General features: G+C 64.4%; 22 protein-coding genes. 13 read left to right on the top strand and 9 right to left on the bottom strand.

The features are described from left to right. Positions 1-5 precede the first annotated feature (5 nt). Complete coding sequence (locus QCE63_RS24770; RefSeq protein ID WP_309836695.1) at positions 6-944, bottom strand: LysR family transcriptional regulator; 939 nt, start codon at positions 942-944, stop codon at positions 6-8. 179 nt (positions 945-1,123) lie between these two features. On the opposite strand from QCE63_RS24770, the gene QCE63_RS24765 reads away from it, so the two are divergent. From QCE63_RS24765 to QCE63_RS24750, 4 genes are all read left to right on the top strand, one after another. Further along, the gene (locus tag QCE63_RS24765) at positions 1,124-2,263 is read left to right on the top strand and encodes an iron-containing alcohol dehydrogenase (protein ID WP_309836693.1); all 1,140 of its coding nucleotides are present in this window, start codon (positions 1,124-1,126) and stop codon (positions 2,261-2,263) included. Between the two features lie 71 nt (positions 2,264-2,334). Continuing rightward, positions 2,335-3,639 carry an MFS transporter gene (locus QCE63_RS24760; RefSeq protein ID WP_309836691.1) on the top strand — a complete coding sequence of 435 codons (1,305 nt, stop codon included), beginning with the start codon at positions 2,335-2,337 and terminating at the stop codon, positions 3,637-3,639. A 70-nt stretch (positions 3,640-3,709) separates the two neighbouring features. Beyond that, entirely contained in the window at positions 3,710-4,912 is a 1,203-nt protein-coding gene (locus QCE63_RS24755) for an alpha-hydroxy acid oxidase (RefSeq protein WP_309836689.1), read from the top strand. Between the two features lie 13 nt (positions 4,913-4,925). Then, positions 4,926-5,714 (top strand): SDR family oxidoreductase, encoded by a 789-nt coding sequence (locus QCE63_RS24750; RefSeq protein ID WP_309836688.1) that lies wholly within the window; start codon positions 4,926-4,928, stop codon positions 5,712-5,714. A gap of 14 nt (positions 5,715-5,728) precedes the next feature. On the opposite strand, the gene QCE63_RS24745 is transcribed toward QCE63_RS24750, so the two are convergent. Then, the gene (locus QCE63_RS24745; protein ID WP_309836686.1) at positions 5,729-7,981 is read right to left on the bottom strand and encodes a GH92 family glycosyl hydrolase; all 2,253 of its coding nucleotides are present in this window, start codon (positions 7,979-7,981) and stop codon (positions 5,729-5,731) included. Positions 7,982-8,102: 121 nt separating this feature from the next. On the opposite strand from QCE63_RS24745, the gene QCE63_RS24740 reads away from it, so the two are divergent. The 4 genes from QCE63_RS24740 (at position 8,103) to QCE63_RS24725 (ending at position 11,190) form a co-directional block, all read left to right on the top strand. Beyond that, on the top strand, positions 8,103-8,378 hold the full coding sequence (locus QCE63_RS24740; RefSeq protein WP_309836684.1) for a hypothetical protein: 276 nt from the start codon (positions 8,103-8,105) through the stop codon (positions 8,376-8,378). A 473-nt stretch (positions 8,379-8,851) separates the two neighbouring features. Then, the gene (locus QCE63_RS24735; protein ID WP_309836683.1) at positions 8,852-9,868 is read left to right on the top strand and encodes an aldo/keto reductase; all 1,017 of its coding nucleotides are present in this window, start codon (positions 8,852-8,854) and stop codon (positions 9,866-9,868) included. A 9-nt stretch (positions 9,869-9,877) separates the two neighbouring features. After that, complete coding sequence (locus tag QCE63_RS24730; RefSeq protein ID WP_309836682.1) at positions 9,878-10,297, top strand: SRPBCC family protein; 420 nt, start codon at positions 9,878-9,880, stop codon at positions 10,295-10,297. Between the two features lie 98 nt (positions 10,298-10,395). After that, entirely contained in the window at positions 10,396-11,190 is a 795-nt protein-coding gene (locus QCE63_RS24725) for an SDR family NAD(P)-dependent oxidoreductase (RefSeq protein ID WP_309836681.1), read from the top strand. 27 nt (positions 11,191-11,217) lie between these two features. Here the strand turns inward: QCE63_RS24725 and QCE63_RS24720 are convergent, their stop codons facing one another. Beyond that, complete coding sequence (locus tag QCE63_RS24720; protein ID WP_309837329.1) at positions 11,218-11,541, bottom strand: MoaF-related domain-containing protein; 324 nt, start codon at positions 11,539-11,541, stop codon at positions 11,218-11,220. A gap of 235 nt (positions 11,542-11,776) precedes the next feature. Here QCE63_RS24720 and QCE63_RS24715 point away from each other — a divergent pair, with 235 nt between their 5' ends. Next, a complete protein-coding gene (locus QCE63_RS24715; protein ID WP_309836680.1) occupies positions 11,777-11,992 on the top strand; it encodes a DUF4148 domain-containing protein in 216 nt (71 codons plus the stop codon). A 44-nt stretch (positions 11,993-12,036) separates the two neighbouring features. After that, complete coding sequence (locus QCE63_RS24710; RefSeq protein WP_309836678.1) at positions 12,037-12,390, top strand: BON domain-containing protein; 354 nt, start codon at positions 12,037-12,039, stop codon at positions 12,388-12,390. A gap of 47 nt (positions 12,391-12,437) precedes the next feature. Here QCE63_RS24710 and QCE63_RS24705 read toward each other — a convergent pair whose 3' ends face one another. Next, positions 12,438-13,280, bottom strand: a complete 843-nt coding sequence (locus tag QCE63_RS24705; RefSeq protein ID WP_309836677.1) for an SDR family NAD(P)-dependent oxidoreductase — start codon at positions 13,278-13,280, stop codon at positions 12,438-12,440. 246 nt (positions 13,281-13,526) lie between these two features. On the opposite strand from QCE63_RS24705, the gene QCE63_RS24700 reads away from it, so the two are divergent. Continuing rightward, the gene (locus tag QCE63_RS24700; RefSeq protein ID WP_309836676.1) at positions 13,527-15,323 is read left to right on the top strand and encodes an FAD-dependent oxidoreductase; all 1,797 of its coding nucleotides are present in this window, start codon (positions 13,527-13,529) and stop codon (positions 15,321-15,323) included. A 52-nt stretch (positions 15,324-15,375) separates the two neighbouring features. After that, positions 15,376-15,684, top strand: a complete 309-nt coding sequence (locus tag QCE63_RS24695) for a putative quinol monooxygenase (protein ID WP_309836675.1) — start codon at positions 15,376-15,378, stop codon at positions 15,682-15,684. Between the two features lie 27 nt (positions 15,685-15,711). Here QCE63_RS24695 and QCE63_RS24690 read toward each other — a convergent pair whose 3' ends face one another. The 4 genes from QCE63_RS24690 to fdnG are packed head-to-tail and all read right to left on the bottom strand — an operon-like array spanning position 15,712 to position 20,940. Beyond that, positions 15,712-16,227, bottom strand: a complete 516-nt coding sequence (locus tag QCE63_RS24690; RefSeq protein ID WP_309836673.1) for a DsbA family protein — start codon at positions 16,225-16,227, stop codon at positions 15,712-15,714. Positions 16,228-16,280: 53 nt separating this feature from the next. Then, complete coding sequence (locus QCE63_RS24685) at positions 16,281-16,946, bottom strand: formate dehydrogenase subunit gamma (protein WP_309836672.1); 666 nt, start codon at positions 16,944-16,946, stop codon at positions 16,281-16,283. Beyond that, positions 16,933-17,862: a formate dehydrogenase subunit beta gene (gene fdxH, locus QCE63_RS24680; protein ID WP_309836671.1), complete on the bottom strand. Its 930-nt coding sequence runs from the start codon at positions 17,860-17,862 to the stop codon at positions 16,933-16,935. Before fdxH ends, QCE63_RS24685 begins: the two co-directional genes overlap by 14 nt. A 9-nt stretch (positions 17,863-17,871) precedes the next feature. Continuing rightward, entirely contained in the window at positions 17,872-20,940 is a 3,069-nt protein-coding gene (fdnG, locus tag QCE63_RS24675) for a formate dehydrogenase-N subunit alpha (protein ID WP_309836670.1), read from the bottom strand. 342 nt (positions 20,941-21,282) lie between these two features. On the opposite strand from fdnG, the gene QCE63_RS24670 reads away from it, so the two are divergent. Then, on the top strand, positions 21,283-22,281 hold the full coding sequence (locus QCE63_RS24670; RefSeq protein WP_309836668.1) for an AraC family transcriptional regulator: 999 nt from the start codon (positions 21,283-21,285) through the stop codon (positions 22,279-22,281). A gap of 133 nt (positions 22,282-22,414) precedes the next feature. Here QCE63_RS24670 and QCE63_RS24665 read toward each other — a convergent pair whose 3' ends face one another. After that, positions 22,415-22,558: a hypothetical protein gene (locus QCE63_RS24665; protein WP_309836667.1), complete on the bottom strand. Its 144-nt coding sequence runs from the start codon at positions 22,556-22,558 to the stop codon at positions 22,415-22,417. Between the last annotated feature and the right edge of the window lie 3 nt (positions 22,559-22,561).

Below are 22,561 nucleotides of genomic sequence, written 5' to 3'. Positions count from 1 at the left end.
CAGCCTCAGCGGGACTGGACCTCGGTCTTGCCGACCAGTTCGTCCCGCAACAACCGCGCGCCGGGCGACAGCGGCGCCCCGCGCGGGGTGACGAGTTCATAGGGTTCACTGCGGGAAGTAAACGACAGCGGCAGGATACGCGTGGCTTCATGCCGCACGAAAAACTGCGCGACGTCGATGGACACCAGCGCCACGAACGACGGATTGTCCTGGAGCAGACTCAGCGTCGCAAAGGCGGACGTGGTTTCCAGCAAGCTCGAAGGAAAGCGGATCCCGGCCTGCTGGAATTCGCGTTCCAGCAGCACGCGCATGGGCATGTTGGCGCGGTAGACGACCCATCGGTACACGGCCAGGTCGTTGAGCGTCAACTTCTTCGGCTTGCGTAACGGATGCTGCACGTTCGCGACCACCGCGAGCGTCTCTTCCTGCAAGACGAGGCTCTCGTACATGTCCGGATGCGGGCTCACCGAGGTCCGGCAGATCGCGAGGTCGAGCCTTCCCGCGTCGATCAGACCGAGCAGCGTCTCGCTGGCGTCCTCGATGATCTCCACCGACATCTCCGGCTGACGCGCGATGAGCGCGGACACGGCCCGTGTCAGCAAGGGCACGGCGCCCATGATGACGCCGACCGCGACGCGTCCGCCATGCCCTCGCAGAATGCCGGCGATCTCTTCCCGCATGTGCGACAGGTCCGTGTAGATCAGCCGCGCATAACGGATTGCGCAGTGTCCTACTTCATTCGCTTCGAGTCCGCGCCGCGTGCGCGTGAACAGCGCCGTGCCGAATGTGGTTTCGATTTCCTGAAGCGCCTTGCTCGCGCCCGGCTGGGTCAGCCCGACCTGATTGGCCGCCTTCAGGAGCGAGCCATGGTCGCTCAGCGCCACCAGCAGACGCAATTGCTTGAGGTGAAGGCGCGAAGCGATGGAGTTGACCGTGGGCGTCATGTGACTTGAGCGTGAGTTATACCAGCATAAAAAATTCTCAATTTTGCTCCTCGACGCGGCTCTCTATACTGCGGCGAAAGAACCCATAAAACATTGCGCTTCGGCCATTTTCAGGCAACGGGCTGCGTAGTTCGAACGCCCGTCGAGCATCGGTCAACTATAACCGAAGGTCATCCATCATGTCTCTCATCAACTACGTAACCCAGATCCAGTTCGACTTCGGCGCGGTGAATCTGCTGAAGAGCGAATGCGAGCGCCTTGCGATCCGACGCCCGTTGATCGTCACCGACCGGGGCATCCGCGCTGCCGGCATTCTCGACATCGTGCTGAAGGTGCTGGAGCGCGCCGACGGCGACATGATCTACGACGCCACGCCGCCGAATCCCAACGAAGCCGCCGTGCGCGATGCGGTGGCGCTGTACCGGCAGTCGGACTGCGACGGCATCATCGCGGTGGGCGGCGGCTCGTCGATCGATCTTGCGAAGGGCGTGGCGGTCTGCGCGACACACGAAGGCCCGCTGCAGAGCTTCGCCGTGATCGAAGGCGGCGCAAGCCGGATCACCGCGCAGACGGCGCCGGTGATCGCGGTGCCGACCACGGCCGGCACGGGCAGCGAGGTCGGGCGCGGCGCCATCCTGATCCTGGACGATGGCCGCAAGGTGGGCGTGATCTCGCCGCATGTCGTGCCGAAGGTCGCGATCTGCGATCCCGGTCTCACGGTCGGCCTGCCGCCGCTGCTCACGGCCGCCACCGGCATGGATGCCGTCGCGCATTGTCTGGAAACCTTCATGTCGCCGCTGCGCAATCCGCCCGCCGACGGCATCGCGCTCGATGGCTTGCGGCGCGCGTGGGCGCACATCGAGCGGGCCACGCACGAACCCGCCGACCAGGCCGCGCGCGAAAACATGATGATGGCCTCGATGGAAGGCGCACTCGCGTTCCAGAAGGGACTGGGCTGCGTGCATAGCCTGAGTCATGCGCTGGGCGGCATCGACCCGCGCCTGCACCATGGCACGCTCAACGCGATCTTCCTGCCCGCGGTCGTGGCGTTCAATCGCAGCGCGCCGTCCATGCGCGACGAGGACAAGATGGCGCGCATGGCGAGCGCCATGCGCCTGCGTCACGATGCGGACCTTTCCGCGGCGCTGCGCGACATGACGGTGCGCCTCGGCTTGCCGTCCGGCCTCCGGGCGCTGGGCGTGACGCGCGACATGTTCCCGCGCATCGTGCTGGGCGCGCTCAAGGATCACAGTCACAAGACCAATCCGCGCGAGGCCTCGGAAACCGATTACCTCGGCTTGCTGGAAGCGTCGTACTGACGAAGCAACGGATCAACGAACGGACGCCCGCCACGCGAGGCGTCCGCGCATGACATGGACGGAGACACCGCATGAACAAGAGCAAACGGATCGTACGGATCCAGCGCATTTCCATTTTCTTTCTGACCCTGGCCGGGAGCATCAACTATCTGGATCGCAGCGCGTTGTCCATCGCAAACAGCGTGATTCGCGGCGAGATGGGCATGAGCGCATCGCAGATGGGACTGCTGTTGTCGGCGTTCTCGCTGGCCTATGCATTCGCGCAACTACCGGTCGGCATGATGCTCGACCGCTTCGGTGCGCGCGTGATGCTGGGCTGGGGCATGATCCTGTGGTCGGTCGCGCAGGCTTGCTGCGGACTGGTCGGCAATCTCCAGCAGTTCTTCATTGCGCGCGTGTGCCTGGGCGTCGGCGAGGCGCCACAGTTCCCCGCCGGCGCGAAGGTCATCGGCGAATGGTTCGCGGTGCGTGACCGCGGCACGCCCACCGGCATCTTCGTCGCTTCGACCACCATCGGCCCGGCCATCGCGCCGCCGATCCTCACCGGCATGATGCTCGCGCTCGGCTGGCGCAACATGTTCTTCGCGACGGGCGTGTTCGGCATTCTCGTGGCAATCGGCTGGTATGTGGCCTATCGCAATCGCGACGAAGTGAAACTCGCGGCAGAAGAAACCGCCTACCTGAACCAGGACTCGCAGGACGATGCGGACAGCAAGCCGCTGAGCGGTGCGCAATGGCGCAGCCTGTTCCGGCAGAAGACGACGTGGGGCATCTTCTTCGGCTTCATGGGCGTCATCTACACCGTGTGGCTCTATCTGACGTGGCTGCCGGCCTATCTCGAACACGAACGCGGCCTGAGCATCGCGAAGGCGGGCTGGGTCGTCTCGATTCCCTATGTCTTCGGCACGCTCGGCATGCTGAGCAGCGGCTTCACGGCGGACCGGCTGTATCGCCGTGGCATGCAGGCCATCACGAGCCGCAAGTGGCCGATCTGCGTCGGTCTGATTGGCGCGGCGGCGTTCACGGTGCCGGCGGCGCTCACGCCTTCCACCACGCTTGCCGTGATCTACATTTCGGGCGCGATGTTCTTCATCAATCTCGCCTCGGGCGGCGCATGGTCATTGATCTCGATTGCCGCGCCGCGCCAGGCGGTGGCCTCGCTCGGCGGCATCCAGAACTTCGGCGGCTTCCTGGCCGGCTCGGCCGCGCCCATCGTCACCGGCATCGTCGTGGACCGGACGCATTCGTTCGTCGCCTCGCTGATCGTGAGCGCGGTCATCGCGCTGCTCTCGGCCGTGGCGTATCTGCTGCTCGTGCATCGGCCGGTGGCGGTGTCGGAGGATGCCGGGGAAAGCGTCGTCGGCGCGCTTTCCTGATTCCTGATTCGAACGCCATGCCGGGCCTGCGGGCCTTCTGAAAAGATCTTCTGTCGGAGTTTGAGTTCCAATGCGGACAGTCACGTGTGTGGAAGACCTTCGCCTCATCGCGAAGAAACGGGTGCCCAAGGCGTTCTACGATTACGTCGACAGCGGCTCGTACACGGAATCGACCTATCGCGAGAACAGCCGCGCGTTTGCGCGGTTGACGCTGAAGCAGCGCGTGGGCATGAACGTCGAGGGGCGCAGCACCGCAAGCACGATGCTCGGCCAGCCGGTGGCGATGCCCGTGGCCATCGCGCCGACCGGACTGACGGGCATGCAATGGGCCAACGGCGAGATCCTGGGTGCGCGCGCGGCCGAGCGCTTCGGCGTGCCGTTCACGCTGTCGACCGTGAGCATCTGCTCGATCGAGGATGTCGCGCGGCATACGCAGGCGCCGTTCTGGTTTCAGCTGTATGTGATGCGCGACCGGGGCTTCAACCAGTCGCTCATCGAGCGGGCGAAGGCCGCCGGCTGTTCGGCGCTGGTGGTCACGCTCGATCTGCAGATCAACGGCCAGCGTCACAAGGATCTCAGGAACGGCATGACCGTGCCGCCGCGCCTGACGGCCGCGAACCTGCTGGACTTCCTGCGCAAGCCGGGCTGGGTGATGCGCGCGGCATCGGGCAGGCGCAACTTCGGCAATCTCGCGGGCTTCATCAAGGGCGGCGACGATGTGATCGCGATCAGCAAATGGGTGGCATCGCAATTCGATCCGAGTCTGAACTGGAATGACATCGCGCATATCCGCAGTCTGTGGCCCGGCAAGCTTGTGCTGAAGGGCGTCATGTGCGCCGAGGATGCGCGCATGGCGGCTTCGCTGGGCGCGGATGCCATCATCGTCAGCAATCATGGCGGACGGCAGCTGGACGGCGCGCCATCGACGGTCGAGGCCTTGCCCGCCGTGGTGGATGCCGTGAAGGACGCTTCCGAAGTCTGGGTCGATGGCGGCATCCGCACCGGCCAGGATGTGATGAAGGCGCTGGCGCTGGGCGCGAAGGGCACGATGATCGGCCGCGCCTTCATGTATGCGCTCGGCGCCATGGGCGAACCCGGCGTGGCGCGGATGCTCGACATCCTGAGAAACGAGCTCGACGTGACGATGGCGCTCACTGGCGTGCGCTCCATCGGCGAGATCGGGCTGCATAACTTTCATGAGCCGCGTGTCACGCAGGCTCATCACGCGCGCGCGGCCGAGGCCGTGGCGTCATTCGAAGAATCAGTCATCTGATGGGAGACACGCAATGAACTTGCAGATCGAAAACAAATGGGCGCTGGTGTGCGCCGCGAGCAAAGGCCTGGGCCGAGGCTGCGCCGAGGCGCTGGTGGCCGAAGGCGTCAACGTGGTGATCACGGCGCGCGGCCAGGAGGCGCTGGAATCCACGGCTGCCGGACTGCGGGCGCTGAATCCGGACGTGCAGGTGCTTGCCGTGGCTGGCGACATCACGACGAACGCGGGACGCGAGCAGGCGTTGAGCGCCGCGCCGCGCATCGACATCCTCGTGAACAACGCGGGCGGCCCGCCGCCGGGCGATTTTCGCGATTGGACCCGCGACGACTGGATCGCCGCGCTCGACGGCAACATGCTGACGGCCATCGAACTGATGCGCGCGACCGTGGATGGCATGGCCGCGCGTGGTTTCGGGCGGATCGTCAACATCACGTCGGGGGCCGTGAAGGCGCCCATCGACGTGCTCGGTCTCTCCAATGGCGCGCGCTCCGGGCTGACCGGCTTTGTCGCGGGTCTGTCGCGGCAGAAGCGCATTGCCGCTCATAACGTGACCATCAACAACCTGCTGCCCGGCCTGTTCGATACCGACCGCCTGAAGCAATCGACCGAAGCGGCGGCGTCGTCGCAAGGCGAGACCTATGACACCGTGCTCGATGCGAAGCGGCAGGCCATTCCCGTGGCGCGCTTCGGCACGGCGCAGGAATTCGGCGCGATGTGCGCATTCCTGTGCAGCGCCCATGCGGGCTACTTCACCGGCCAGAACGTGCTGATGGATGGCGGCGCTTATCCGGGCACGTTCTGAGCCGTCTTGCCCGGTTAGTGAGTGGCAGGCGTGGGGGCGAATGAAGGCAACGCCGACACATCGGTTCCCCATGTGCTGCTCGCCGGATCGGCGGACATCGTGTATGCGAGCGTCGCGCCGGTCGCGATGCTGGTGAGCGGCATCCATGTGGAAGCGTGCGACGCGCCGTTCACTTGCAGCGACTGCACGTAATACGACGCGCCATTGCCCGAGCCCGCGCCCGGCGCCGTGATATGCAGCAGCTTATGGCTGCCGTCGAGCTGACCGACGCGCACGTCGATCTGCGCGAACTGCGGGCTCGACAGCACGACGCCGCTCACACCCGGCACCACCGGATAGAGTCCGAGCGAAGCCCAGACGTACCAGGCCGAGATCGCGCCGAGATCGTCGTTGCCGGGCAGGCCGTTCGCGCCGGTGCCGAATTCCGTCGCAAGCGAAGTGTGGAGGACCTGTTGCGTATGAGTTGGCGCACCGGCCCATGCATAGACCCAGGGCGCCGCCATGGTCACCTCATTGCCGATATAGAAATAGGGCTGAGCGGTGCCGATGTTCAGGTGCGTGAAGAAGGCGTCGAGCCGCTTCACGACCGATGCCGTGCCGCCCGCTTGCGCGATCAGGCCGCCGAGGTTGTGCGGCACGTACCACGTGTATTGCTCTGAGTTGCCTTCCATGAAGCCCGTGCCGTCCGTGACCCAACTGCCGGCCGCCGTTTTCGGCTCGATCGACCCCTGATCGAGCAGGTTCTGCCAGTTGCTGCTCGACTGAAGCATCGCGCCGGCGGTGGCGGTATCGCCCGTTGCCGCCGCGAAGCGCGACACGGCGAAGTCGCGCACCGCGTATTCGAGGGTATTCGAGGCGGACTGATTGTCCCCGCTGCCCGACGAAGGCACATAGCCGGACTGGTTGTAGTCCGCGCGGCTGCCCATTACCGGCGAGCCGGCGCATGCGGCGCCCGGGATCGAACTGCTCTTCATGATCGAGAGCGCGCTCTGCGTGTCGAAGTTCGTCGCGCCGAACGCGTAGGCATTGGCCGCGATGAGGCTGCCGGCATCGCCCGGCATGACGGCCGTCTCGGTATTGAAGTAGGCCCAGCGGGGAAATGCGCCGCAGGTCTGCGCATCGAGGACGAGCGACTGCACCATGTCGCTGGTGCTCACCGGATCGAGCAGGGCCTGGAGTTGCATGTACGAGCGGTCGATGTCCCAGCCGGAGAAGTTCGCGTACATCGAACGGCCTTGTGCGACCTGCCGCGTGGCCGGCATTGCGCTCGACGTGAAGAAATCCAGGTATTGACCGTTCACGTCATTGAACACGTTCGGATGCAGCGATGCGTGATACAGCGCGGTGTAGAACCGGGTGTTGTCAGCGTCGCTTCCGCCTGTTACCTGGATCGCATTCAGACGTGTGTTCCACGCGGCGCTCGCGGCGGACCGCACCTGGTCGAAGCTCCAGTCCGTCTGTCCGGCCGAATGGGAATCGGGGTTTTCGGCGGCGAGATTCGCTTTCGCATTGGCCTCGCTGACGAAGGAGATGCCCAGCTTCATCATGACTTGCGGCGGCTGGCTGCCGGACGCAAACGTGACCGTGAAGGGTTGATTGGATTTGAGCGTGGGCGTCTTCGCGAAGGGTTGATTGAATTCGACGTAGTAATGCAGCGGCACCGCCTGTCCGGCCCAGCAGAACCCGCCGCCCGCGATGGTGCCCGACAGCGCGTTGGTGCCGTCGAGCTTGACGGTGTCGCTCGTCGAAGACCGTGAGCGGTTGTTCAGAACGGTGGGATCGATTGCGATGGTGGCCTGCTGTCCCGCCGCGAGCGCAGGAAAGGTGAAGCGGGCAAAGCCGGTACGCAGGGTTGCAGTCAGTTCGGCCTTGATGCCGTTGTCGAACGTCACGCCGTAGTATCCGGCCTGCGCGGTCTCGTTGGCGTGACTGAAGCTTGCGGTTGTGCCGGCGGCGCCGGGCGTGAGTTGCGGCATCACGTTGAGATAGCCGCCGTTCGCCCAGCAGCCGGTGCCGCTCAGATGCAGCACGCTGAACGCCCTGATCGACGAGTCGCCGTACCAGTAGCCGCCCGCGAATCCGGAACCTTCTCCGATTGAGGAGTCGTATTGCGCGGTCGGCGTCATCGGACTCCATTGCATCATGCCGAACGGCAGCGTCGCGCCGGGGAACGTGCCTCCGCCCATGCCGGAGCCGACGGGATCGGCGGGTTGGTCCATGGCGTAATCCGTGCCGATCAACGGATTGACGAATCCGGCGACCTGCATGTCCGGAGGGATCACGGGGCTGGGGACGGCGGACACCGGTGCGCTCGCGGCGGCCGATGGGGAAGGGCTGGCGGGCGTGGCGAGTGTGGTGGAAGGGCTGGCCGAAGCGGCCTGAACGGCGGTGTTTGAAACAGCAAGGGAAGACGATCCGGCGGGAGCGGATACCGGCGATACCAAAGCAACCGGTAATGTCGCGCGAGGCGGGTTGCTTTGCGCGGTGTGTGCCGCACTCGTTGAATCCGGCGAATTCGAATCGCCTCCACAGGACGCCAATGTCACGCACAGCGCCAACACTGCGCTTTCCAATCCCCGATTGATCCGCATGCTGTCTCCGGTTAATCGCCGAGCTGAACGCTTCACTTTGACAAGTGAATGGTTGTTTAGTGATCCGTCATGAACGCTTCAAGACGTCGGAAAGGGTGCCTGACGGCGTATTTAAAAAAGCCTGCCGAAGGGAATGGATCGCGATTATGTGAAGCCTATGAAATTGTGATTTATTTTTCTATTCGTATTACTACGAGTTTTTAGCCTGTGGCCTAAACGCGCCGATATAAGCGTGATTATTTCGATAATCGCGATTCAAGACATTCAGCGTTCGTTTTAAATAATCCGCATGGCACGAGCGAAGACCGGCAACACAGAAGCGCGAGCCTGCAATGCGGCAATCGCCCGTCTGAAACCGGAAGACTCATCAGGAAGGGCCAAGGACAATGAAATGGACGAGACAGCGGAGACAGCAACGGTGGTCCGCGCGCATCCGGACGCAATTCCGCGCCGCGCGGCATGTCGCGATGTGCCCCGCGCCACGCGCCGCGCTTGTCGTCAATGCGATTTCACTCTTTCAATCTCATCTCGATCCAGGAGTCAGGCATGAGTATCCGCAGCAGCTTGTTGAGCGGCCCGCATGGTTTCGGCGCGGCCCCTTTGGGCAACATGTTCCGCAACATTCCGCAGGAAGAGGCGCTCGCCACCCTCGATGCCGCGTGGGACCAGGGCATCCGCTACTTCGACACCGCGCCGTTCTACGGCGGCGGGCTGTCCGAACTGCGCGTCGGCGAAGGACTGGCGAAGCGCAAGCGCGACGAGTATGTGCTCAGCACGAAGGTGGGCCGCATCATCCTGGATGAAGTGGTGGAAGGCGCGCAGGAGTTCGGCGAGAAGGGCACGCTGTTCCAGTACGGACGAAAGAACAAGATCGTCTACGACTACACGGAGAGCGGCACGCTGAAATCCATCGAGGACAGCCTGAAGCGCTTGCAGACGGACCGGATCGATTTCGTGTGGGTTCATGACATCGCGCAGGACTTCCACGGCGACGCGTGGCTCGCGCAGTTCGAGATCGCGCGGACCGGTGCGTTCCATGCGTTGTCACGTTTGCAGAAGGAAGGCGTGATCAAGGGCTGGGGGCTGGGCGTGAACCGGGTCGAGCCGATTGAACTCACGCTCGGACTGGATCACGCGCACCCGAACGGCATGCTGGTGGCAGGACGCTACTCGCTGCTGGACCACGAGACCGGCTTGCAGCGCCTGATGCCGGCGGCGCTGGAGAAGAAGGTGGATATCGTGATTGGCGGTCCGTACAGTTCGGGCGTGCTGGCGGGCGGCAGTCACTTCGAGTATGCCCCCGCGAAGCCGAAGATCCTCGCGAAGGTGGAACGCATCAAGGCGCTGACCGAGCAATACGACATTCCGGTCAAGGCGGCCGCATTGCAGTTCTGTCTGGCGCATCCGGCGGTGGCGGCGGTCATTCCGGGCGCGAGTCATCCGGGACGTATCGCCGAAGATTCAGCGGCCCTCAGGACGAAGATCCCCGATGATTTCTGGCGCGAGATGCGCGAGCAGGGCCTGGTATCGCCGCTCGCTCCCTTGCCCATCGACAACAAGTAAGGAGGCGTCATGGCTGAAGCATCCACCCGCATCGACATCAATCTTCCGGCCGATCAGACCTGGCAGCTGATCGGCGGCTTCGGGTCCTTGCCTGACTGGCTGCCCTACATACCGAAGAGCGAACTGAGCGAAGGCGGCCGCGTGAGGCATCTCGCCAATCCGGACGGCGAGACGATCGTCGAGCGGCTCATTGCTTTCGACAACGCCGGCAAGAGCTATAGCTATGCGATTCTTCAGGCGCCGTTTCCGGTGACCGACTATGTGTCGACGATCAAGGTCGTGGACCTCGGAGCGAAGGGCTCGCGCGTGGAGTGGTCCGGGCGCTTCCAGCCCAAGGGCGTGAGCGACGCGGAAGTGTCGCGTCTGTTCCAGGGCATCTACGAAGACGGACTGAAGGCGCTTGCCGCCGAAGTGGCGAAGAAGAAGTGAGGTGATCGCCGCCTGCTCCGATGCTGTGCGGAGCAGGCGCCCCGCATCGCGTCATCATGTCATCGCGTCATCACGTCAAACCTCAGGAAGGACATCCCATGAATTTCGATCTCTCCGGAAAGATCGCGGTGGTCAGCGCGTCTTCGGGCGGCATCGGTTTTGCCATCGCGAGCGGATTGGCTCGCGCCGGCGCGGATACGGTCATCAACGGCAGGACGGCGGAAGCCGTCGAATGCGCGGTCGCGAAGCTTCGCAAGGAGGCGCCGGGCGCATCGCTCAAGGGCGTGGCGGGCGACCTCGGCTCGGCGGCGGGCGTCGCTGCGTTCACGGAAGCCGTGCCGCGCGCCGACATCCTCGTCAACAACCTGGGCGTATTCGGACCCGGCACGCTCTTCAGCGCCACCGACGACGACTGGGAGCGCTACTTCCAGATCAACGTCATGTCCGGCGTCCGCCTGACCCGCGCCTATCTGCAAGGCATGATGGAGCGGCGCTGGGGCCGCGTGGTGTTCATGTCGTCCGAGTCGGGTTTGAACATTCCGCCCGACATGCTGCCCTACGCGTTCAGCAAGACCGCGCAGCTGGGCATTGCACGCGGCATCGCCAAGCAGGCGGCCGGCACCGGCGTGACGGTGAACGCCGTGCTGCCCGGTCCGACGCTGTCCGATGGCGCCCGCGCGATGATGGCCGACAAAGCCGCCAGCGAAGGCAAGACCGTTGAGCAGGCGCTGAACGAATTCGTCATGGCGACGCGCGGCTCGTCGATCATCCAGCGCGCCGCGAAGGTCGAGGAAGTGGCGAACATGGTGCTGTATGCGTGCTCGGTCGAGGCTTCCGCGACGACCGGCGCCGCGTTGCGGGTGGATGGCGGCATCGTGGAGTCCATTGGCTGAACGTGCAACGGGAAGCCTGTGCGGCGGCTAGCGTTCTGTCAGGCTTCCCTCCAGCCGAAACAACTCGTTTTTCGGCGTCGTGAAGTAAGACAGCGACACGCCTTTGGCGAAATCGTCGACGTGCACGACGGTCGACGCATCGGCTTCCTGCCAGACGATTGCGAAGACCTGGCTCGCTACTTCCTTCCACGTGTATTCGACCTCGCCGTGCGCGCCGGCCAAGGCGCCTTCCGTGATCTCGTAGCGCATGCGCTTGCCGTCGCTCGCATAGGCGTTGATGGCCGTCAGTCCTCGATAGCGGACTTCGAAGGTCTTGCCTGCAAACGGCGCGATGCGGGTGTCCATGCTCATCATCCACGGTGGTTGTCTGTGAGGCTCAGGCTAACGATGAGCGTCGCCGATGTCTTGCCGGAGCGAACGAGCGCTTGCCGAATGCATTCATCAGAAGTTAGCGCTTCCCCAATACCCCGGCGCCCGTTATACAAAGCCACGGCAGCGCGCGGGGCTGACGTTATGCCCTTATCGTTTTCCCCGTGGGCGCACGGAGGCGAACATGAGGTTCCGGCAACTGACGTTTGACTTTCTGATGACTATGCTGATGACATCCGGTGCGAACGCGCAGTCGCCGGACCAGCCGATGACGCGTGCGCAGGCCCGCGAGGAACTCGAGGAACTGGCTGCGGTGGGCTACCATCCGGCGCAGGCATCGAGTCACCGGTTTCCTTACGACATCGAGGACGCCCAGGCGCGTGTCGCGGAAAAGCGGCGTCGGGACGCCGCGCGCATCAGTGGGACGCGCTGATCCACATCTGGACCGGCGTGGCGCTCAACCTGAAGGAGATTGGCATGAGAGTCAGAACCGTATCGATGATGCTCGCCTGCGCCTGCCTGATGGCGCCACCGGGACTCATGGCGCAGACGACGGATGCACCGGTGAATCAGGGCGCCACGAGCGCAAACACGACGAATCAGAAGAGCGCCGACCGCGCGCTGGCAAAGGCGGTCCGGCGTGCGCTGCTGAAGACGCCGGGCTTCGACAGCTCAGGCGTGTTCGTCCGCGCGCGGAGTGGCGTGGTGACGCTGTCGGGTTCGGTCAGAAGCGGCGACCAGATCCCAGTGGCGGGCGACGTTGCGCGTTCGGTGAAGGGCGTGACCTCCGTGAACAACAAGCTCGGCCTGTTTCACGGCGGCAACGGTTGAGCCGAGGCAGCGCGGCGAGGACATGAGCGCCTCGCCGCGGCGCGGCGCTACACAGGAAGGTCTGCCGACGCATCCGGATAGCGCGGATACCAGCCGTTCTTCGTGCCGAGCGTCCGCACGTCGAACTCGATGTCGCCTTCATAGCGCGGCGCATATTTCCTGAAGGCGGCCTCGACCTCGCGCCAGCGCGCGCTGATGCGCACGAAGTTGTACGCATGGGACATGATGTAGAACTCGCCGGCCTTGATCTGCTTCATGACAATGGCCGCGTACTTGTCCGTGTCCATGCCTTCCTGCGTTTCCTTCGCAAGCTCGGAGCGGACCAGTCCCGGACAGATGAGCGCGACATCCATGAAGTCGGGCGCTTCTTCGCGCAACGCCACGGTCACGGCGAGCACGGCGTGCTTGCTCGCGACATATCCGGCGCCTTCCGGAATCGCATTGAAGAACGCGTTTTCCGAGCCGACGTTATAGATCGCGCACGGCGTCTTCTGCGCGATGAAACGCTTGCCGAACACCGAGACCCCGTGCAGCACGCCGAACAGGTTCACCGCCAGCACGCTCTGCACGTCTTCGGGCCGCGCGTCGATCACGCTCGATGGCACGGGACCGACACCGGCGTTGTTGACGATCACATCGACCTGCTTGAACTTGCTCCATGCGAAGTCGGCGAGCGCTTCCACCTGATTGCGGGCCGTTACGTCGCATTCGAAGATCTCGACGCGCGATGCGTGACCCGCGAGTTCCTTCGCGGCGTGTTCCAGGCGCGCCGGGTTCATCCCGGCGATCAGCAATTGCGCCCCTTGCTGGCCGAACTGCCGGGCCAGCGCGAAGCCGATGCCCGTTGCGCCACCCGTGATGACGACGACCTTGCCGTTGAAATCCTGCATGACTTTCGCTCTCCATGCGATGTGTGGATCGGATGCGGCGCCGCTCGGATGCCGCGCGTTGCACCGGTCCGACGTTAAGCGAATGCCGTGGCGCCTGCCGCTTTCAGTTGACCTGCGCAAACCGTGCGAAGCGGCAAGACCCGGTCTCGCTATTGCAGGGACTTGTCGACATCGCACGGAAGCCCGCACGTCGAACGCGCGTGGATTAGATTCGTGAGGTTCCAACGGCTTTTCCACGAGGCATCGATGAGCGGCGACAGTGACTCCGGAAACACGCGCCCCACGCCGGCGGCGACGCTGGCATGGGAGATCGAATCTCCTCAGGAAGAGGATCAGCAAACGGACGAGTCGGGCATCACGGATCTGCAGTCCGCCGCCCGCGCCGATGCGGACGGCGCGTATTCGCCGCTGTCCAGCCGCGTCGAGCAGATGTTCCCGGTGCTCTCGGCACGCGAGATAGACCGCATCGGCGGCTTCGGCGAAGCGCTCAGCTGGAGCGCCGGCGCGACCATGTTCACGATGGGCCGTCCCAGTCCCGGCCTCGTCATCATGCTGAGCGGACTCGTGCGCGTGATCCGGCGCGATGCCGTGGGCCGCGTGCACCGCATCTTCGAATACCGGACCGGGCAGTTCATGGGCGAGATCGCGCAGCTGTTCGGGCATCCCTGTCTCGGCGACGGCGTGGTGGTCGAGGACACGGTGGCGATCGTCGTGCAGAGCGTCGACTTGCGGCGGCTGCTGGTCATGGAAGCGGAGGTTGGCGAGAAGGTGATGCGCGCGCTGATCCTGCGGCGCGCGGGCTTGATCGAGCGGGGCAGCGGTCCGGTGTTGATCGGCAATTCGACCGATCCTCGCGTCATTTCGTTGCAGGACCTGCTCAGGCGCAACGCGTATCCCTACTCGTTAATCGATGCGCAGGACGATCCCGAAACGCTTTCCCTGCTCGAACGCGTCTCCGCGACGCCCGCGGATTTCCCGATCATGGTCTGTCCCGACGGCACCGTGCTGCGCGCGCCGGATGAAAACGAAGTGGCGTCGCGGCTCGGCTGGCTGCCGAGCTTCGACCCGCAGCATACCTACGACATGGCGATCGTCGGCGCGGGCCCGGCCGGACTTGCGGCGGCAGTCTATGCCGCGTCCGAGGGACTCTCGGTGGTGATCTTCGACAGCTGGGGCCCCGGCGGTCAGGCGGGCACGAGCGCGCGGATTGAAAACTATCTGGGCTTTCCTGCCGGCATCTCGGGGCAGGCGCTGACGGGAAGAGCCTTCGTGCAGGCGCAGAAGTTCGGCGTTCACATTTCCATTCCCACCCGCATCAGACTGCTGCGTTGCGAATGCTCGCCGCTGGAAGTCGAACTGGAGGACGGTCGCCGCGTGGCCGCGCATACGGTCGTGATTGCATCGGGCGCGGCTTATTTGAAGCCCGACATCGACGGACTGGAGAAGCTCACCGGCCGGGGCGTGTTCTTCGGCACGTCGCCGGTGGAGGCCAAGCTATGCAGGGGACTGGATGTGGTCGTGGTGGGCGGCGGCAATTCGGCGGGACAGGGCGTCGTGTATCTGGCGTCGCGGGCCCAGCGGGTGCATCTGCTGATTCGCGGGCATGGTTTGCAGGAGCACATGTCGCAGTATCTGATCGATCGCATCGCGCGGCTCACGAACGTGACCTTGTACACGGACACCGAGGTGGTCTCGCTGTCCAGCGACAGCGCCGGACTCACGGGCGTCAACACGCGCGGACCGCTGGGCGAGCGCAGCTTCGAGGTCCGGCATCTGTTCCTGTTCACCGGCGCCGAACCGAATACGCGCTGGCTCAGGGATTGCAGCGTCGACACCGACGACAAGGGCTTCGTGCTGACCGGCAATGCGGCGCGCAGCGGTCTCGAACAGCACCCGCGTCCGTTCGAAACCAGCGTGGACGGCGTGTTCGCCATCGGCGATGCGCGCTTCGGTTCGATCAAGCGGGTATCGGCGGCCGTGGGCGAGGGCGCGTCCGTCGTTGCGCAGGTTCATGAATTCCTGGCCGCGCATCAGGTACATTGAAGCCGAATAGTCATGCGCTCACGCGCGCTCACCTTGCGAAGGAGAAACACCCGTGACCTCGAATGTGAAAGTCGTCGCCATCCTGAAAGCGAAACCGGGGCGAGAGGAAGAACTCGGCACGCTGTTGCGCGGCATGGCCGGGCCGTCACGCGCGGAAGCCGGCAATCTGCGCTATGACCTCTGGCAGGACGTCGACAACGCCGGCCAGTTCGTGCTCGACGAACTCTATCTGAGCCACGATGCCATCGCCTCGCACCGAAGCACCGCGCATTTCCAGCACTATCTGTCGCGTATCGGCGATCTGGCGGAGCGCACGGCCGTGGTCGTCAAGGCCGTGGATGTCTTTCCGGGCGACGCCTGATTCACAGGCGTCGCGCTATCAACACGGTCAGATGCGTTGCATGGCGGCGAGCAGGGTCTCGATGTCATGCGCGCCGTCATGGCGAACCTCGTTGATGAACAAGGTCGGCGTGCCCTGCACGTCGCTGCGCACGCCGCTCGTGTAGTCGCGCTGGATCCGCGCATCGTGCGCGCCTTCGAAGGCGGCCGCGAGTTCCGGACCCGGAATCCCGGCCAGCCTTGCATACTGTTCCAGCGCGCCGTCGCTCAGGTCGGCCTGGTTGTCGAACAGGATGTCGTGCGCTTCCCAGAACCGGTCCACAGCCGCGCCCGCTTCGGCAAAGCGCGCGGCGCGCAGCGCGTGTTCATGCAGTTCCGTCAGCGGAAAATGCCGGAACACGAAGCGCAGTTTCGCGCCCATCACGCGCTGAATTTCCTTGATGACCTGATGCATCGCGCCGCAATACGGGCATTGGAAGTCCCCGTACTCGACCAGCGTGACCGGCGCGTCGCTTGCACCTTGCACGTGATCGATGGCGCTGACCGGCAGATAGAGTGTGCTCATGAAGGCTCCTGGATGATGAGTAATGCGGCCGGTCTGAACCGTCCGCGGGCATGTCAGTCGGTCGATGGCTTCGCCGCGGCCCGCTCCTTCGCCACCGAGCGGAACCAGCGCGGATGATGCTTGTGCGCCCATCCTGGCGTCACAGTGCCGTGCAGCATCGCGCCGAGCGTGCCGCGTATCCAGATGCCGGCGTAGATATGCACGAGGATGGCGGTGATCAGCACGAACGCGGCGAGCGCATGCGCGAGCGCGGCGAGGCGCAGGACATCGATGGGAAAGTACGCCGAGAAATAGCGTCGCCAGATCACGATGCCCGATGCCAGCAGCAGCATCATGCAAGGCAGCAGCGTCCAGAACAGCATCTTCTGGCCCGCGTTGTAGCGCGAGACTTCCGGCACCCCTGTCTCGCGGTTGTTGAGGATATCGACGATATGCAGCAGCCATTTGATATCGTCCCAGTCGATCAGTTTGTGATGCCAGTAGCGCAGCGCCAGGCATGAGAACGCCGAGAACATCACCAGCCCGATGAACGGATGCAGAATGCGCATCCACTGGCCGCCGCCGAACAGCGCGGAGAGCCAGAACAGCGCGGGATGAAACAGCGCGAGCCCTGACAGCGCCAGCATCACGAAGCTGATGGCCGTGACCCAGTGAATCGAGCGCTCGTTGGCGTTGTAGCGTTCGATCAGGACTTCCTCGCCGCCTTCAGTGTGGTCCATCCTGTTTCTCCTTCTCCTTGAATGCGTCCATCTCGGCACGGGCGGCTTCCTCGTCTTCGGGATGCACCTTGTTGGGACCGATCCGGATGTAATGGAAAAACGTCGCGATGATGGTCAGGAAGAGGATCGCCAATCCCACCGGTTTGAAGATGCCTTTCCAGATGCCGACCATCGGATTGATGCGCGGCTTGTCGGGCAGTCCGTGATACAGCGAGGGCTGATCCGCGTGGTGCAGCACGTACATCACATGGGTGCCGCCGACGGCCGCCGGGTCGTACAGCCCCGCGTGCTCGAAGCCGCGCTGCTTCAGGTCGACGATGCGGTCGTTGGCCTGCGCCTTCATGTCCTCCTTGGTGCCGAACATGATGGCGCCGGTCGGGCAGGTCTTCGCGCACGCGGGTTCCTGCCCCACGGCGACGCGATCCGAACACAGCGTGCACTTGTACATGCGGTGATCGGTCTTCGAGAGACGCGGCACGTTGAACGGACATCCGGCAATGCAGTAGCCGCAGCCGATGCAGTTTTCCTCGTGAAAATCGACGATGCCGTTCGTGTACTGCACGATCGCGCCGGGCGAGGGACACGCCTTCAGGCAACCCGGGTCCCAGCAATGCATGCAGCCGTCCTTGCGGATCAGCCATTCGAGATCGCCTTTCGGATTCTCGTACTCGGTGAAGCGCATGACGGTCCACGAGTGCTCCGAGAGATCGCGCGGATTGTCATACACGCCGACGTTGTCGCCGATCTCGTCACGCAGGTCGTTCCACTCCATGCAGGCCGTCTGGCACGCCTTGCAGCCGATGCACTTGGACACGTCGATCAGTTTCGCCACCGTGCCGGTGACCGGCCTGCGGTCGCTGGGCGGCACCACGGTGGTCGCGGAAAGACGTTTGATATCGAGCGATTGCAGGGACATGAACGAGCCTCACACTTTTTCGACCTTGACGAGGAACGACTTGAACTCGGGCGTCTGCGTGTTGCCGTCGCCCACGGAAGGCGTGAGCGTGTTGGCGAGATAACCCGGCTTCGCGAGACCCTTGTAGCCCCAGTGCAGCGGCACGCCCACCGTGTCGACACGCTTGCCGTCCACCATCAGCGGTTTGATGCGCTTGGTCACCACCGCGATCGCGACGATATGGCCGCGCTTCGACGACACCTTGACCCGGTCGCCCGCCACCACGCCGATCTCGCCCGCCAGTTGCTCGCTGATCTCGACGAACTGCTCCGGTTGCACGATGGCATTGAGCCGCGAATGCTTGGTCCAGAAGTGGAAGTGCTCGGTGAGGCGATAGGTGGTCGCGGTGTGCGGGAACTCGGGCGCGCGGCCGAGTTTGCGGCGGTCGGAATCGAACAGGCGCGCCACCGGGTTGCTCGTCACTTCCGGATGATCCGGATGCAGCGGGTTATAGCCGAGCGGCGTTTCGAACGGCTCGTAGTGCTCGGGGAACGGACCTTCGTTCATCTCGTCGCGCGCGAAGAAGCGCGCCACGCCTTCCGGGTTCATGATGAACGGCCCCATGCCGAGCGAAGGCGCTTCGTCCGCCTTGTAGTCCGGCACGTCGGCGCCGCGCCACGCGCGGCCGTCCCAGCGGATCAGCTGGCGGGTCGGATCGAACGGACGGCCAGCGGTGTCGCAGGACGCGCGGTTGTAGAGAATGCGGCGATTCTCCGGCCACGCCCACGCCCAGCCGAGCGACTGGCCGATGCCGGTTGGGTCGTCGTTGTCGCGGCGCGCCATCATGTTGCCCTGCTCGGTCCACGCGCCGCAGAAGATCCAGCAGCCGCTGGCCGTGCTGCCGTCGTCGCGCAGTTGCGAGAAGCTCGACAGCTGCTGGCCGGCCTTGACGACCTGAACGTGCGGCCGGGACGGATCGGCGAGATCGGTCAGCGCGGAGCCGTTGTACTCCTGCGCCAGTTCTTCCGGCGTCGGGGCTTCCGGGTTCACGTAAGGCCAGCTCAGGTTCAGGATCGGATCGGGATATGCGCCGCCGTCCTTGCGATACATCGCCCGCATGCGCATGAAGATGCTCGACATGATCTCGGCATCGGCCAGCGCCTCGCCGGGCGCGTCCGCGCCTTTCCAGTGCCATTGCAACACGCGCGACGAACTGACCACCGAGCCGTTCTCTTCCGCGAAGCAAGTGGTCGGCAGGCGGAACACTTCGGTCTGGATCTGCGCCGGATCGGCGTCGTTGAGATCGCCATGGTTCTTCCAGAACTCCGAAGTCTCGGTGGCGAGCGGATCCATGATGACGAGCCACTTCAGCTTGCACAGTCCGTCGAACACTTTCGCCTTGTCCGGCGCGGACGCGATGATATTGAAGCCCTGGCAGACATAGCCGGTCATCTTGCCCTGCGTCATCAGCTCGACGTTCTGGATCACGTCGTAGGTCTTGTCCCATTTCGGCAGGTAGTCGTAGGCCCAGTGGTTCTCGCGCGTGGCGGCGTCGCCGTACCAGGACTTCATCATGCTGACGAAGAAGGACGGGTAGTTCTGGTAGAAGTCGAGCTGGTTCGGCCGCATGGGCTTCGGCGTGTGGCGCGCGAGATAGCCCGCATAGTCCTGGTCCTCCTCGCGCGGCAGGACCATGTAGCCCGGCAGCATCTCGCTCAGCAGGCCGAGGTCCGTCAGGCCCTGGATGTTCGAGTGGCCGCGCAGCGCATTCACCCCTCCGCCCGAGATGCCGATGTTCCCAAGCAGGAGTTGCACCATCGCGCCGGTGCGGATGATCTGCGCGCCCACCGTGTGATGGGTCCAGCCGAGCGCATACAACAGCGTGCCGGCGCGGCCCGGCACCGCCGTGCTGGCGAGCATGTCGCAGACGTGCAGGAACTTCTCGCGCGGCGTGCCGCAGATCTTCTCGACCATCTCCGGCGTGTAGCGCGAGTAATGTTCCTTCATCAGCCGATACACGCAGCGCGGATGCGCGAGCGTCGGGTCGGTCTTCACATAGCCGTCGGCGCCGAGTTCGTATTCCCAGCTGGTCTTGTCGTACTTGCGCTTCTGCGCGTCGTAGCCGGAATACAGACCGTCCTTGAACGCGAAGTCCTCCCGCACGATGAAGCTGAAGTCGGTGTAGTTGCGGACGTACTCGTGCTGGATCTGGTCCGTGCTCAACAGATGGTTGATGACGCCGCCCAGGAACGCGATGTCGGTGCCGGTGCGGATCGGCGCGTAATAGTCCGCCACCGACGCCGTGCGCGTGAAGCGCGGATCCACCACGACGAGCTTCGCACCGCGATGCGCCTTCGCCTCCGTGACCCATTTGAAGCCGCACGGATGCGCTTCGGCCGCGTTGCCGCCCATCACGAGGATGACATCGGCATTGCGGATATCGACCCAGTGATTCGTCATGGAGCCACGTCCGAACGTCGGGGCAAGACCTGCCACCGTGGGGCCGTGTCAGACGCGCGCCTGGTTGTCGAAGGCCAGCATGCCGAGACTGCGCACTACCTTGTGCGTCAGATAGCCCGCCTCGTTGCTGGCCGCCGATGCCGCGAGAAAGCCCGTCGTCACCCAACGGTTCACGGTCTTGCCGTCAGGCGTCTGGTGCTCGAAGTGCGCATCGCGGTCGGCCTTCATCAGCTTCGCGATGCGGTCGAAGGCGTCGCTCCAGGTCATCGGCACCCAGGTGTCGGAACCGGGCGCGCGATATTCCGGCAGCTTGAGCCGCGCCTCGCTGTGCACGATGTCGAGCAGGCTCGCGCCCTTGGGGCACAGCGTGCCGCGGTTGACCGGATGGTCCGGATCGCCCTCGATATGGATGATGCTGCCTTTCGCGTTCTTGGCGTTGTCGCCGAGCGCGTACATCAGGATGCCGCAGCCCACCGAACAGTAGGTGCAGGTGTTGCGGACCTCGGTGGTGCGGCTGAGTTTGTACTGTCGGACCTCCGCGAGCGCCGGGTCTGGCGAGAAACCCATCAGGGCGATGCTCGAGCTCGCCAGACTGGTGGCGGAGAGCTTGAGGAACTGGCGGCGAGTCAGACTATCCATGGACGCATCCTGAATGTGACCGCGATGAGTCTGCGGGGACAATCGGTATGGTTCACCACTGGCGCGTTTGTGTATTGCGGGAATGCACGTTCCTTGCCGCCTCGCTGGAACCAGGAGCGCTGCTCCAATCACACGCGTCGACCCCGCCTCGACCCTATACGTTCGTCTAGGGCGTTGGACCATGTGCGGTCCGCGCTCCATACCGCCGTAGACTACCGACGCCGCACGCGGGGCGATATCGTTGATCCGTAAGCTGGCTCATTCCGGCATGGCTGGAAAGGGCGCGCGGGACTCCCGCTTGCAGCACGGTCGCAAGACCGAATCACGGCCGAGGATAGAACCATGTTCGAATCACTTGAAAGCAAACCAGCGCCGTCATGGCCCGCAGTGCCGCGCCATGGCGTCGCCGGGACCGGCGAGGCACTGCTCGTCGCGAAGGTTCAGGCGGAGCCTCCTGAGCCGCCGAACGGCGTAGAGGACGACGCCGCGCTCAACGGCTTCGACGTGTTCCGCTGGACCAGCGACGGCGCCCGCACCTGGAGCGCGAAGGTGCCCGCCGACGAATTGCTGGTCGCGCTCTGCCTGCGGCAGTCGCTCGCGACGCTGGCGGCGAACGAGATGCCGTTTCACGATGGCGTGATCGACCGGGGCGCGATGATCGTCGTGCCGCCGGGTTTCGACGTGCGCGGCACCTTTCACACGGCGACCGACTTCATGCACGTGCACGTGCCCTGCGGGACGCTGACCGAATGGCTCGACGCCGGCACGGTGCCGGACATGGCCGGGATCTTCGGCAAGGCGCCGCTGCACGTGCGCGATTCGGTGGCGATCAAGCTGACCGGCACGCTGCTGCGCACGGTGCATGGCCGTGCGTCGGCGAGCTCCATGTATGCCGACGGCATCGTGCTGTCCATCCTCGCGCGGCTGCTGGAGATCATCGCGGCGCGTGCGGCGGTGAAGCCGCCACGGGCGTCGTCGGTGTCGCCGCTCGAAGCGTGGCGCGTGAAGATCGCGGTGGATTTCATCGACCAGCGCATCGACCAGAGCCTCACGCTTGCCGAACTGGGCGCGTCAGTCGGGCTGTCGCCGATGCACTTCGCCGCGCGCTTCCGTGCGGCGACCGGCACCTCACCGCATACCTTCATCCTGCGGCGCAAGATCCAGCATGCGCAGACGCTGCTGGCCACGACGCGCTCGACGGTCGCGGATATCGCCTTCAGCGTGGGCTTCCGGACGCAGGCGCATTTCACGACGGTGTTTCGCCGTCACGTCGACGACACGCCTTACCGGTGGCGCGCCAAGCACGGCGCGCTGCATGCGGCGATGGCGAACGGCGGCTGAAGGATGTTGAAGGGCGTCCGGCGCTTGGGCGTCGGACGCAAGCAGGGCAGGACCTGAGAGAAGCAGAAAAGATAAGCCCCGTTGCGCCGGGAGAGCGCAACGGGGCTTTCCATTGATGCTCGCGTCGCTACCTTCAATGATGCATCGAGGCCGCGACGAGAAAGTGGAACGGCAGCGCGAGCAGCATGGTGCCCGCAAAGCCGACGAGCCAAAGGATGACGAACCACATCATGCGCTTGCCGACGGTGGTTTCGGTGTCGTGCGGGGTGTCGGACATGGT

The organism is Caballeronia sp. LZ065, from assembly GCF_031450975.1.
Taxonomy (GTDB): Bacteria; Pseudomonadota; Gammaproteobacteria; order Burkholderiales; family Burkholderiaceae; genus Caballeronia.
Note: the sequence above shows the minus strand (reverse complement) of the source record. Positions and strands in the feature narration are given on the sequence as shown.